This window comes from Leptolyngbya cf. ectocarpi LEGE 11479 (assembly GCF_015207065.1).
GTDB classification, from domain to species: domain Bacteria; phylum Cyanobacteriota; class Cyanobacteriia; order Phormidesmidales; family Phormidesmidaceae; genus Leptothoe; species Leptothoe ectocarpi.
On the sequence record NZ_JADEXP010000032.1, the window covers coordinates 1 to 14,272 of the forward strand.

8 protein-coding genes are annotated in these 14,272 nt (G+C 49.5%); 1 reads left to right on the top strand and 7 read right to left on the bottom strand.

The genetic code is table 11. The features are described from left to right. Both IQ260_RS05965 and IQ260_RS05970 read right to left on the bottom strand, forming a co-directional pair. On the bottom strand, window positions 1-2,013 hold a 2,013-nt coding region (locus IQ260_RS05965; protein ID WP_193991770.1), incomplete at its 3' end, for an AAA-like domain-containing protein. Then, window positions 2,010-3,578, bottom strand: a complete 1,569-nt coding sequence (locus IQ260_RS05970; protein ID WP_193991773.1) for an AAA-like domain-containing protein — start codon at window positions 3,576-3,578, stop codon at window positions 2,010-2,012. The genes IQ260_RS05965 and IQ260_RS05970, both read right to left, overlap by 4 nt. Window positions 3,579-3,948: 370 nt before the next feature. On the opposite strand from IQ260_RS05970, the gene IQ260_RS05975 reads away from it, so the two are divergent. Beyond that, window positions 3,949-8,301, top strand: coding sequence for a WD40 domain-containing protein (locus tag IQ260_RS05975; RefSeq protein ID WP_228015617.1), 4,353 nt, complete (start codon window positions 3,949-3,951; stop codon window positions 8,299-8,301). 228 nt (window positions 8,302-8,529) lie between these two features. Here IQ260_RS05975 and IQ260_RS05980 read toward each other — a convergent pair whose 3' ends face one another. The 5 genes from IQ260_RS05980 to IQ260_RS06000 all read right to left on the bottom strand — a co-directional run bounded on the left by IQ260_RS05980 (window position 8,530) and on the right by IQ260_RS06000 (window position 14,245). Then, window positions 8,530-9,282, bottom strand: coding sequence for an SDR family NAD(P)-dependent oxidoreductase (locus IQ260_RS05980; protein WP_193991777.1), 753 nt, complete (start codon window positions 9,280-9,282; stop codon window positions 8,530-8,532). A 132-nt stretch (window positions 9,283-9,414) separates the two neighbouring features. Next, the gene (locus IQ260_RS05985) at window positions 9,415-11,532 is read right to left on the bottom strand and encodes a hypothetical protein (protein WP_228015619.1); all 2,118 of its coding nucleotides are present in this window, start codon (window positions 11,530-11,532) and stop codon (window positions 9,415-9,417) included. A gap of 128 nt (window positions 11,533-11,660) precedes the next feature. Beyond that, on the bottom strand, window positions 11,661-12,446 hold the full coding sequence (locus IQ260_RS05990) for an enoyl-CoA hydratase/isomerase family protein (RefSeq protein WP_193991779.1): 786 nt from the start codon (window positions 12,444-12,446) through the stop codon (window positions 11,661-11,663). A 329-nt stretch (window positions 12,447-12,775) separates the two neighbouring features. Further along, on the bottom strand, window positions 12,776-13,879 hold the full coding sequence (locus IQ260_RS05995) for a class I SAM-dependent methyltransferase (RefSeq protein WP_193991781.1): 1,104 nt from the start codon (window positions 13,877-13,879) through the stop codon (window positions 12,776-12,778). 90 nt (window positions 13,880-13,969) lie between these two features. Beyond that, entirely contained in the window at window positions 13,970-14,245 is a 276-nt protein-coding gene (locus IQ260_RS06000) for a nickel-binding protein (protein ID WP_193991783.1), read from the bottom strand. Window positions 14,246-14,272 lie beyond the last annotated feature (27 nt).

A 14,272-nucleotide genomic window follows, 5' to 3' on the forward strand; every position in this document is an offset into this window, starting at 1 on the left:
CCATATATATGTAGTGGAATTTGTAATGTCCTCACGTGATAATTTTAACAATTTTTCATAAGAGTCAATAAATTCATTTTCAAACTCTGAAGAGGATTCTAGTTGGATGTAACTCAAAGCTTTTTGATAAGAAATGTTTGAAGCTTCCTGGGAATTTTTCTCTTCAAACAAATTAGCTTCAACAACATAGGTAAAAAAAGCAATTGTTCTTCCAGAGATTGACTCTTCAAATAAATTTTGATTATTCTCAATAATACTAATACTCATATCGAGAGCCATTCTTGCTTCATTCCCTGTAACATTCTCAGAATTAAGATATAGATGAGCTAAAGCAATACTACTGAAGAGAAGCGTTTGTTTAAACTCCCTTCTTTCTTGGGTAAAATCTGTGTATGATAAACCTATTTGTTCAATTACATCTTGTGCTATATCTGACTTATTAGAAGCATATAACTCATCAACTAGACTAGATAAGGTTGTGACTGTTTGATTCAGTTCTGAAATCTCTTCTTGTTTCTGACTTACTACTTTCAGTTGTATTCCAGAAAAGATTGCTAGTCCACCTAATAAAGTTGCTAATCCTAATGCAACTCCCAACACCAAGCTCCCCCGACGAATCTTCCGTTGAGCTTGCAGATTCGCTTCTGCCTGAATCTGCTCTGCGTCTTCTGCCGCTTCCCGTGCTGTCCTTTCCCGCGCAAGTTCCGCCTCTTGTTCCCTTGTAATAATCTCCTCTTCTCGCTGTTGAGCCCGACTAGCCGCCAGAAACTCACGATCCTCAGCACTGAGCGTATTTTTTTCAGATGCCCATTCCTCAGCTTCAGTCAGTGCACCTCCTCGCAACAAACGAGAACTATCTGCCTTTCCAGAAACAACCCAGGCCCTAAAGCTTTCCGCATAGGGCCGTAACTTTCTCAGCTCAGCATCAATCCAGGTTTCATCAAAAACAGCCCTATAGACCGGGTTATACACACGTAACCTGTTGGCTCGCTTCACCACCAAACCCGACAATTGTAGCTCTCTCTCTTCAGGCTGGTTGCTCGCCGGAATCTCTTCCGCCTGTCGTATTTGCCGATACAGCTCCAGCAAATACCCCGCTTTTCGCTCATCATCCAGCAACCGTTGCCGAATCGTCTTTAAATGCTCCTGATGATCCTGGGTTTCCCAACTGTCAATCAGCCGTGCGTTTACCAATCCATCAATAGCAACAGCTTCCCTCCCTGCTGCAATCACCTCATCTGAGTCCACCACCAACTGACACAACCGCTGGCTCAAAAACGGCTGTCCCCCCGTCCATCGCAAAATCTCTTGCAAAACTGACTCTGGCTGCTCTGCTTTTCCTGTCAATCCAGCCGCCAGGGGCAGGGCATCCTCAGGCGTAAACCCCTTCAAATCAATGCTCTCACCCACATTAAACGGCGTCCGCTTCGCATCCCCAATTAACTCCGACGGGGCAGCCACCCCCAGTAACGCAAACGTCAGCTTCTGATAAGCAGGATTCTCCGCCCGCTTGTTATAACACCCGCGAATCAACGCAAAAAAGTCATCGGTAAAAGGCAAACTGAGGGTGCTATCAATTTCATCAATAAAAACAACAATCGATTCCTCAATCCCTGGCAGCAGAACAGCGTCGATAAACTCCGCCAAACGCTCCACTGGCGCAATAAAATCTCGCTCCTTTAGCCAGCTGCGAAACACCTGCCGATCCAGCAACCCAAACTGACGATTTAACTGATTGATAATGCCGTCGTACCATCGATCTGGCCTATCAACCTGACTATCCTTCGCAGAAAAATCAATAATAATCCCCACCCAGCCATCAGACTGCAGCTTAGCCAGGGTTCTCACCATCAGACTGGTCTTCCCCATCTGCCGAGAGTTCAGCACATAGCAAAACTCCCCTGCTTTCAGCGCCTCATATAGTTCCGTATCACTTTCCCGCGTCACATAGGACGGCACATCCTGCGGTAACGCCCCACCAACTTTATAAAACGAGGAATTTGCACTGCTCATACTGCCATCCTCAACCGCGAATGAAAATAAGGCCGATACAGACGTTCGTGGCGTAGCACCACCCCGTTACCCTGCAAATTCACTAACCCCATGCCATTTAGCTTAAACGCTAGCATCGACTTCAGCTCCACCGGATGTTCAGAAACAATCACCTGCTCAAATGCCTGGGCCAACTCCGGATGTTGCTGCAAATTCCACAGGTGCCGCCGCAGGTGCTCACCATAAATACCCGCATCGGTGGGCGCTTCTTTTAGCAGTTGCTCCAGGGTCAAATCCTGTTGAGCAATGTGATACAGCGCCAGCCGTACCAGATAGGGATGCCCTCCCACCATGGCCATTAGGTCATCCACATCTGCTGAGGACCAATTCAGACCATGCTTCTCCACCAGCTCCAACACCTTGTCCGCTGTAAACTCCGGTAGCTCCACCGCCAAACCCACATTAAACGGCGAGACATTGCTTTCTAAAACAATGTAGGATTCGGTCGAATGGGCAATGGCTAGCTTTAATTTGGCCCATGTAGCATCTACCTTGGCTTTCTCATTCCAGGAACGCAGCAGGGTTAAAAATTCCTTGGATACCGCTTCATAGGGAAACAGGCGATCCAGTTCATCCAGGGCCAAAAATAAGGAAGTGTCAATTTTGGAGAGCAGATGCTCTTCAAAATAGTCGGTACAGTTTTCCTTGGGGCCAAACAGCTCCTCATCCCAAAATTCGGTCACCTTGCGAGGCGAGAACCCTAACTTGCGGCTGACTAACGCACAGAGTCGTTTTAGGAAAATGCTGGAGTCGGTAAAGGTGCGCTCATCGGTCTCTAGAAAATCTAGCGTTACCGTTCGATAGTTAAGTTCATCCGCCCGGTCACGGATGCGGGCAAGCAGGGACGTTTTGCCCATCTGTCGAGGAGCCTTCACCCGTACCAGCCCGCCGCGATTTTCAATTTCTTGCAGACAGCGGGTATCCCAAGGTTCGCGTCGAATGTAAAATGCAGAATCTAGCGGCATGGTGCCACTCGGTAGCTCTAGATCCGCCACGGGCAAAGGTGGACGCTGATGCGAGGGCGGTGTCACTGACCGCTGGCTGTTTTCTTCCGCTGCAGGCACTTGCCCAGAGCCAATCAGCGCCAGGATATCGTCCACCAACTTGGGCGTATCCGCAGGTGTTTGCCAGGACTTCTGTTGGATGGTTTGTAAAATACTTCTCAACTCATAGTTAAGCGGATCGTCCAGGGGCAAGTTAATCCGAATTGGCAAGATCGCGGGCTTACCCAGCTTATCCTGCAGGCGCTTAGCCGTTCGCACCTCGCCTGCCACCATATCACTGCTCACCGACTGCTCTGACAGCAGTAGCAAAAAGTAATCACACTGCTTCAACTCCTGATCGATTCGGTCTACCCAGTTTTCGCCCCAGTTAATACTCTCCGCTGCCATAAACATCGAATGCCCTGCTGCGGTCAAAGCCTGGTGCAAATCTCCAGCCAGACTTAAATCCGGTTCTGCACTGCGATAGCTAACAAAAATTTGCCGAGGTTCCGTGGTAGCAGACCTTTTATACAAATTGGTCATGGAATGGGGCCTAGATCAGGAAAGGCTAATCCAGTAAGCCTACAGCCCTAAACGAGCAAATTGCGTTCTTTATAAGGATAAATTTGGATCAGGCTGATGGTCATGTAGGCGGTAGTGGGCAGAGATGGTCTGATTTTTGATCTACGTTTGTTCAGACTTAGACTCTGAAAATATCGATATAAAAAGCTTGTAGTCCCTGTGTGGCAGTTGATTTCAGCTTTGTTTGATCGTTTTTGTATCAGTCATCATAGTGAAAATACTGAGCTAGGATACTATACCTGTAGAAATAACTGCTTTGCCTAGGGAGTGGTTTGCTTGGTAATCAGTCAGTATGGATTTTGATCGTGCGCTTGCCTTGGTTAATGACGCAATGTCTGCAGCCTCTGGCAGACTCATTAGTGATGCGGAACTGGCTTTATTCAAGGGAGCCTGGTACGGCCAAACCTATGAGGTAATTGCTGAGGAATCGGGGTATGCCGCTAGCTACTTTACTCGCATTGTCGGTCCCAAATTTTGGAAAAATCTTAGCCAGGCCTTAGGAGAAAAGGTTAGCAAAACTAGCTTTCGTGCTGCCATTGAAAAGCGCCATCGCCTTGGCGAAGCTTTGCCCCCGAGCATTCCAGAAGCTCCTCCTGCCCCCTCTTCTTTCTACGCTACTCCCGCTTCACCGACCCTTTCCATCGACTGGGGTGAAGCCCCTGACGTTACTGCTTTTTATGGTCGTCAATCTGAACTTCATACCCTAACTCAATGGGCTGTGGACGATCGCTGTCGTTTGATCGGTGTTTTGGGGATGGGGGGAATTGGCAAAACCACCCTGACTGCAAAGTTTATAGAAGTTTTAGAAGCCCAGGCAGACTGCCCGTTTACTCACATTATTTGGCGTTCGCTACGCAACGGGCCGCCCTTAACTGAATGGCTAGATGAGGTGGTTTCATTTGTCTCCGATCAGCAGGATACCGAGGCCACCCCTAAGCGGTTGTTGCATTGGTTACGCCAATCGCGATGTCTCCTGGTGCTCGATAATATGGAGACTCTTTTGCATGGTGGGGAGCGAGCGGGCTGTTTTCGCAGTGACTATGCAGATTATGGAGAGTTGTTAAAGCTATTGACTGAAACCCGCCATAAAAGCTGTGTTATTCTTACTAGCCGTGAAAAGCCAGCGGTATTGGGTGCCTTTGAAGGGATAAATTTGCCGGTGCGATCGCAATCCCTAACAGGGTCTCCAGAAGCGGCCATTGCCCTGCTTAATGCCAAGGGGCTGCTGGGCACAGACACTGAAAAACAGTCTCTGGGAGAACGCTATAGCTACAGCCCTCTGGCCTTAAAAATTGTTGCCACCTCCATTCAAAGTCTTTTCGAAGGACGGATCGATCTGTTCTTGGCTGAAGATACCCTGGTGTTTAACGGTCTTCAGCGTCTGTTAGACCAACAGTTTGATCGACTAATGGCTCTGGAAAAGACAGTGATGATCTGGTTAGCCGTTAACCGAGAATGGACTGCCATTGGTGAACTGGTGGAGGACATTCAGCCCCCAGTGGCCAGGATTCAGGTGTTGGAAACGTTAGAATCGCTTAGCTGGCGCTCCCTGATTGAAAAACAGGGGGGACGCTACACCCAACAGCCAGTGGTAATGGAATATGTCACCAGTCAGTTTATTCAACAGGTGTTGCAAGAACTCAACGGGGCCGACCTGGCGTTATTTCTCAGCCATGCATTACTAAAAACTACCGTAAAAGATTACATTCGTCTCAGCCAGCAGCGCTTGATTTTACAACCCATTGCCCATCAGTTTGCCCGTAGCTTTAGTGCTAAAGCAATCTTAGAACAACAGATACAGCGGTTGTTAACTACTTTGAGGCAGCGATCGCAACCCGGGTACGGTGCCGGTAATCTGCTAAATCTGTGTATTGATCTGGGGGTGGATCTAGCGGGGTTAGATTTTTCCCATCTGCCGATTCACCAGGCCTATTTGCAACAGACCTGTTTGCATCAGGCTAGTTTTGTGGGGGCCACCTTTATCCATACGGCCTTTACCCAAACCTTTGGCAATGTACTGGCGGTGACGTTTAGTCCCAATGGCCAACTGGTGGCAGCCTCTGACACCAACGGTCAGATTTGGCTGTGGCGAACAGACCAGTTGGAGCAACCGTACCTGACATGGCAGGGCCATGGAAACTGGGTCTGGAGTCTGGACTTTAGCCCTGACAGCCAGATCCTAGCCAGCGGCTGTGATGATGATGATGACACCCTCAAACTGTGGGATGTGCATACAGGGCAGCATCTGCGGACACTCATGGTGCCGGACAGTCGGGTGCGCACCGTTGGCTGGCAACCTCAGCAAACCATAATTGCCAGTAGCGGCGTAGATGGGGCAGTGCGGCTGTGGGATCCCGAGACCGGGGACTGTGTGAACACGCTGGAAGGCCATAGCAACAAGTCATCGGCATTGGCCTGGTGTCCCCGGCAGGGACACCTTCTCGCGACGGGTAGTGCGGATCAGACTATCAAAATATGGGACACAGCTACGGGGGACTGTTTGCGGACGATGGAGGTGGGGGAGGGGGTATTTGCGATCGCATGGCATCCCCACAGACAGCTGTTGGCCAACGGCACCAAAAACGGCGATGTCCAGATTTGGGACAGTAATACCGGTGAACTACTCCACAGCCTGCAGGGTCACCAAAAATGTATTTGGAGTGTCGCCTGGAACCGTGACGGTAGCCTATTGGCCAGCGGCGGTGACGATCGTAGTATTCGTCTGTGGGATACCCACACCGGACAGTGTTTGCGTATTCTCCAGGGCCATCAAAATATCGTCCGAGCCGTACGATGGCGACCTGAGGCGGACAATATATCTCAAGATACTTTTGAAATGCTGGCCAGCGGGTCGTTTGACCAAACTGTGCGGCTATGGAATCCTCGGGCCGATGCCTCCCTTAAAGTATTGCAAGGGTATCGCAATGATCTACAGGCCCTGGCCTGGCACCCCAAAAATACCCTGGTAGCCAGCGGTGGCCACGATTGCCAGGTGCGGCTATGGGATATACACACAGGGCAATGTCTCAGCACCTTATCCGGTCACAGTCGACCAATATGGGCTGTCGCCTGGAGCCACGAGGGGCAACTGGCCAGCAGCGGCGACGATCAGACCATCCGTCTGTGGAATATGGACACACACCAGGTGGATGCGGTCTTAAAAGGTCATCAGGGCAGTATTTGGGGCCTGGCCTGGCATCCTGATAACAATCTCTTGGCCAGTGCATCCCATGATCAAACCGTACGGCTGTGGGACACAGAAACGGGCCGTTGCGTCACCACGTTCAAAGGTCATAAAAGCTTTGCCCGCGCTGTGGCCTGGAGCCCTGATGGTCAGATTTTGGCCAGCGGTAGCTACGATCAAACCCTCCGACTGTGGGATGTGGCCACCGGAGACTGTCTCCACGTGCTGCACGACCCGGATAACTGGGTGTGGAAAATGGCCTTTAGTCCTAACGGCAAAACTCTCGTAACCGGCAGCACCAACGGTGATGTCAAACTGTGGCAGGTGTCTACAGGTAAGCATATACAAACTCTCAAGGGACACCAAAATTCGGTATGGGCATTGGCCTGGCGTCCCAATGGTCGCACCCTAGTCAGTAGTTCCTGTGACCAGACAGTGAGGATTTGGCGGGTAAGCGATGGTCAGTGTCTCCAGGTGTTTAAAGGTCATACTAATCTGATCTGGCGGATGGCCCTGAGTCCCGATGGCAAGACCATTGCCAGCTGTGGTTCGGATGAAACCATTCGGGTGTGGGATGCGGTTGCCGGAACCTGTCTAAAAGTTTTGCGACCCATACGACCCTACGAAGGGATGAACATTAGTGATGTCCAGGGCCTGACCGATGCACAACAAATCAATCTCAAGAGACTGGGAGCGATCATGCAAGTCCCAGACACAGCTGAGCTTCCCGAGGCACCATTACCGAAGAGGGTCATCGCTAGTCAGTCAGAAACGTCACCGTTGGAGATCCAGTTATTCGGTGGTTTGACCGTTACGTACCAGCAAAAAATAGTAAGCAACCTGGGGACCAGTCGCACCCAGTCATTGTTGGTCTATTTATTGTTGCATCGTCACACCAACCAATCACGACAACAAATTGCCCTGTCTCTATGGCCCGATTCCGTGGATAGCCAGGCCCGCACAAACCTGCGCAAAGAACTCCATAATCTCCGACGTCACTTACCCGAGGCTGAGATTTATCTCCAAAAAAATGCCAGTCAGCTAGGCTGGCAAAATCAAGCACCTTTCTGGTTGGATGTGGCTGCTTTTGAAGCAGCACTTGCCAGGGTAAATGAGCAGTCAGAAGCAGACCCACTGCCCCAGTTAGAACAGGCTGTTTCCCTTTATAAAGGAGACTTGCTGCCAGCTATGTATGACGAGTGGCTGGGTCCCCTACGGGATGATTTACAACAACAGTTTAGCCAGGCGTTAGCCCAGTTAGTGACTCTCTTAACCAAGCAAGAGAAGTATGCAATAGCCTTGACCTATGGAGAGCGGCTATTACGGTTAGATCCCCTGAGAGAACCAACCTATCAACAGCTGATGCAGTTGCATGATCGGTTGGGGCATCGTGCCATGGCACTGCAGATTTATCACCAGTGTATGACGACTCTGAGGGATGAATTAGGCATTGATCCGAGTTCGACAACTCAGCAACTATATAGTCAACTACTCCAGTAGGCTATCCCAGCAACGACATAGCATGAGCTAGCGGATGCATCTAGCGATCGCAGGTAGCTGTGTCTGCAAAGGGAGAAGAATTTTATAAGACCTAAAATTTCGTCTGCAGAGGTTGCCATGAAACGCCTGTACGACAAAAGACAGGACATAAATAAATCCTCGATGAATACAGTTATCGGGAGCAGTTGTTGCTAACTTTGGATTTTTTCTAGAGTAAGTCTTCAATTTTTAGGTAAGGTTTAACCCGCCATCTGAGAGCAAGATCTCGCCCGTAATATAGTGACTGACTACCAACATAGAGGCAACCTGCGCTATTTCCTCAGGTTGTGCCCCTCGGCCCATTGGCGATCGCACTTCCCAAAGCTTCCTGGCTGCTGTCCAATGTTTGCTCATGGGCGTTTCTACCAAACCGGGGGCAATGGCATTTACGCGAATTTGTGGAGCCAGGTTGAGCGCTAGTAGCTTGGTCATATGGTTTAGAGCAGCTTTGCTGACGGAATAGGGAATGGAAGCTCCCTTCGGACGAATACCCGCATGGGAGCTGATATTGAGGATGCAGCTAGGACGTTCATCACTCGATGATTGACGTAGGGCACCTTCGGCTTCTGTAATCAGTGTCCAGGGCGCGATGACGTTCACCTCATACAGCGATCGCCAGATTTCCGGTGACGCTTCCTTTAAAGACGTGTGTGGAATAGTTGCGCTAATACCAGCATTGTTGACCAAGACATCTAACCTGCCGTGGTGTGAGAGTACCGTTGTGATTAAATGGCGAGATTGGTCTTGATCGGCCAAATCAGCTTGTGTGTAAGATGCGCCAGGATGTGCTTTGGCCAAGGCCTCACCGGAAGCTACTGAAGACTTGGAATGAAAGGCAATGGTGAAATTGTCTTGGGCGAGTCGCTGTGCGATCGCTCGCCCAATCCCAGACGTTGAACCTGTTACTAGTGCAACTCTCTTGTTACCGCTATCTTTACTCATGGTAGGCGTCGCTTTTACTTCAAACGAAAAAACAGATGAGCATCTGCCACAGATTGTTGATCGAGAAGACGTTAAGAAAACCTCAAAAGAGTGCATTCTAACGATCTTCCCGACGATTTTCCTGACGAGGTTTTAAATCACTGAAGACCCAGCATTGTCTGACAGGACTACAGGTACCGTATTACCCTGAAATTCAGTGCTACCAACGGCAACAAAGTCTTCAGTATTGAGCTGATTTGCCCCCACACCGTGAACTATGGCCAGTTGTTCCTCGGCTAAGCTAATAATGGCGCTACTACCGTTTTGAGCAATGGTGAGATCTTCAAAGAGCAGCCCATTTGATAGGCCAATGAAGTCTGTGCCGTTCTGGAAGTCACGAATAATATCGCGCCCCTGCCCTGCAGCAATTACGAACGTATCGCTGCCAGCATTTCCCTCCAAGACATCATTGCCTGGGCCACCTTCGAGGAGATCATCGCCTGCGCCACCGATGAGACGGTCATCGCCAAAACCGCCAATTAGAGTATCATCACCGCTACCCCCACTGAGCAAATCCCCGCCTGTACCACCGATAGCAATATCATCACCACCGCGTGTGAAAATGCTGTCATCGCCTCCTTTGCCATCGATAATGCCATTAGCATTCGTTCCTCTTAGAGTCTCAGACTCACGGGTTCCAGATGCCGCAGATTGGATATTGGGCAGCTCAGGTACCGGTTGCCCCTCAGAAAAGGTGTCAAAGGTAACGTTGAGCGCAATCCTGCCATCTGCTCCATCTCTGCGAGCGATCTGACGGAGGGTTTGCCCCTCATTCACGCTTCTAAACGCGCCAACTTTGAACAGCTTGCGGGTTAGCGTATCGTAGGTCGCATCAAATTCTAGATCGCCTCTTTCCGGACCAAGGTCAATATCGAACTGCGTTTCGCTACCGTCTGCATTGAGACGGAAGGCTCGAATTTTAATCGGAATCTCCCGCTGATTGACGTCAATATCAGCCGTCAGTGTCGTTCTTTCAAAGGTTTCGTCAAAGCGTTGTTCAAACACTTGATTACCAATTTCGGCTTCAAAGCGCACAGGGTTCGGATCATTACGGTCAAGATCTAGCGGTATCAATTGATTTAAGTTGAGATTTAGCCGAGCCGTCTCGATGGGAGGGGCATTAAACGTCAGCTGATAGTCAACATCTGCCCCTGATTTGCCGCTGACTCTAACAAAGTAAGTGCCTGGGTCGAGCCGGTCAAAGGAGATTTGGTCTGGCCCGCTACTTGCGGAGGGCCGTATCAGGTCGTCAAAGTTGCTGCGACCATCGTTGTTGAAATCTCTGACCACTGAAACACTGACGAGATCTGGGTCATCTGAAAGGAGCGTAGCGTTTAGCTGACTGGGCTCAGTGACTTCAATTTTGAAAATGTCAAAGCGGTCTTCGTCAGGACGAGGTCTTGCCTCTGATTTCACATTGCCGACGATGGTTAATTCCTCCTGTCCGACTTCGCCTAAATCTTGGGCATCGCGGATTGAGTTATTGATTTCCAGTTCGTTGATCACGTCAGGATTATCATCTTCTGGTGCCTCTACAGTGGGAAACTGATTGACAAAGTCACGATCGCCAGGGAAAACGAAAATCTCAGAATCTAGTGAAATGTCTGACGGCCTAATGCCTTCTAGTGCTGCGATGAGATCACCCTCGAAAAAGAGACCCGTGCCGCTAACACCAACGCCTCGAAGCCGCCCGATTGTATATTGCTCAGCTGAACCGTGGAGCTGAATTCGATCGAGTTCTGGCTTAAAGTTTTGAATCTGAGCAAAGTCGTTATTGCCTTCTCCAACGTAAAAGGCGTTTTGTTGATCGCCTAGTACAAAGGTTTCGCGATCGCGCCGCAAGTTAAATCGAGCCGATATTGCATTTTCCTTGAAAAGATCGATTTCGCCACGCCCCCTTCCTTCTTTAGGATCGACGCCGACGAGGATATCAGCTCCACCGCCACCCAAGAATTCGATGGTATCGTTGCCAAGCCCGCCAATGACAATATCACTGCCTTGGTCAGTCCGAATGTTATCGTCGCCAGCGCCGCCATCACTAATGTCGTCGCCATCTCCTGCGAAGATATTATCGTCTCCGTCTCCGCCTGAAATACTGTCGTTGCCATCGTTGGCACGAACACGATCATTACCACCAGCTGCAATGATGAGATCATCTGCCTGAGTACCGGCTACTTGGTCGTTGTTGTTGCCACGGATAATAATTGCCATGGGAGTTCTCCTAAGTAAAATAGGGTGTTGTGTGTAAAGTGAATAAATTTGCGCATGAGAATTCTATTGAAAGCATTTCCATAGTGTTCTCAAAGGCAGCCCGCCTGTGAACTCAGAAAAACGGAGAATTATCTTGTGCAAAATTGTGGCTTTCGTTTTTCCACAAAAGCAGCGACCCCTTCGCGACCCTCGGTAGAATTAGCACTGATGGCAATGGCCTGGCGCTCTGCATCTAGCTGACGGCTCAGAGATTGATCAAACGCCTGGTTCATTAATTGTTTAACCCGTCCAATGGTCTCGATGGGCATCGCGCTCACGCGCTTGGCTAACTCATAGGCCGTGACATCAAAGCTGTAGTCAGGGGCAACACTGGTGACGAGTCCTAGCTCTAAGGCTCTAGCGGCTGGGATTTTCTCATCCAGCAAGATAATCTCTAGGGCTCGCCCCATGCCCACGAGTCGAGGCAGGTTGAATGTGCCCCCGGCAGGTAAAGAGAGTCCGTAGGAGGTATTTGACTGTTTGAGATAGGCTGTTTCAGCCATTACCCTAAGATCAGACGCCAGGGCTAGAAATAAGCCCGCGCCTGCAGCAGGGCCGTTGATAGCAGCAATGACGGGTTTAGACATCTGGCGGATTTCTCGAACACAGTCATGTAGAACCGTGGTCAAATGCGAAAATGCCTTGCCGAGATTATCTGAGCCAACGTCCTGGGCAAATTTAAGATCGCCACCAGAACAAAACCCACGACCTTGACCCGTAATAAGAACGGCACGGGTGTCATCTTTTGACGCATCTACCAGGGCTTGCCACAGGGCAAAAGCGGTGTCTAAATCAATGGCATTTAAAACTTGAGGACGGTTGAAAATAATGGTGCGAATCTGATCTTTGGTGGTAACTAAAATAGGGGGTGTCATGGGTAAAAGATCTCCTAAGAAGTAATGAGTCTTAATTGAGAAGTCTGTAACTTATGGAAAGAGCTGATGGATAATCTCTGAGAGATCACCGTCTGCCGGGTTAGAAATTCGTTCAGCTGGGATATCTATGATGGCTATCATTGTTAAACCCAGTAAACAAAATCCTCCTGTCAATCTGAGAAGATTTGAAACGTTAAAATTCAGCATGGCCGTGCCTTGTGCCAGATCTGTGATTTTGTGAGCTGGTTCGATCTTAGAAAAAACAGCGTTCCAAACGTGTTCTTATTCTGTTCCTAGAGCATTCTTAATCCAAAGGAACCAAATCTTACTTACTTGTAAACCAAATAGTAGCTATTCTGGAAATCATGCTCCAGTCGTTCTACCGCCACACGGCTAAAGCCTGCTGCTTGGAGCATTTCTAGAGCCAGCTCTTCACCCCACATCGCCCCTAGCCCTGGCCCCCCGGCCGCTAATGAAACAGCGGTGCAGTGATTGCAGGAAATGCTATAGAGCAAAGGACCTACAAGATGATTTAGATTCTCCTCTAATTTGCTAGATGCCTGAATCTCTTGCATCAGATATAGGCCATCGGGCCGCAATGCTCGATAGATGTTTTGTAATACTACATCTGGCTGGGCTTGATCGTGGATGGCATCAAACGAGAGAATCAGGTCGTACTGGTTTTCTTCGAAAATCAGAGCGGCATCCTGTACCTGGAAGGTGACATTTTTGAGGCCTAAGCGTTGAGCTTCGGCCTTGGCCCAAGCAATGGCGTCGGCAGATAGGTCATAGCCGATAAACTGACTATTGGGAAACCAGCCTGCCAGGGTTTGCAGCACCAGCCCTCGACCACAGCCGATATCCACCACGGATATACCCAGAGTCAGCTGTTCTTTTAAACCAAATACCAGCGGTAGGATCTGGGTTTCAAGGGCAGCGACTACAGTTTGACCACTATCTTCGGCCATCACTTCATGGAAACGATGATAGGCAGAATAGGGAACGCCTCCCCCATGGTAAAAACAATCGACAATGGCATCTTCCACACTACCGATCAGAGGGATAAATTGCATGGTTACGGCAATATTGTTAGGGCTAGCACTACGGGTTAGCCAGGCAGCATGTTCCGCTGGTAGGGAGTATGTTTGGCTAGCACTGTAGTAGTCCACAATATGCCCAGTGACCATCGCGCCGAGCCATTCACGGACATAGCGTTCATTTAACCCGGCGGCATCGGCAATTTGCTGACTGGTGGCCGGTGCGAGGGTGGCCATCGTATCTAACAGTCCGGTACGGTGGCCAATGGATAGCATACCTGCCAAAGCACCACTGTTAAGCATGTCCAACAAGCCGTCAGCAAAGGCTTCGGATTTTTGGTGGTTGAAGGAGTTCTCACCTATCAAGGGAACAGGCTGTAGAGTATCTGTTGTCATTATGATCTCCAATCTGGATTTTCATAATTCAACGATAGACACCTTAGCGTTTCCCAAGCGTCCTTAAACCGTTCCCTAGCGGCAAAAACCCTATGGGGCCGTAATTGTAGCCGGTAGGGCATCGACTAAATCAGCGGACCAAATATGATCGTAGGGAACGTTCCCCTTTTGATAGGCAACTCTGACTGTTTCGGCATCGGCAGCGTTTAGCTCACACACACTGCGTTTGCGATCGCGCGATAAATACGTTCGTTTCCAGGTAATATTCCGCTCTGTCATACAGGGGGCAGACCGTTCCGCCAGTTCATCCCAAAGCGCCTGGTCAATGGGCGGATCATAGCTGGTTTCAACAACAATGAGAGCCATAGATAATTCCATCCGTAAACGAGATCG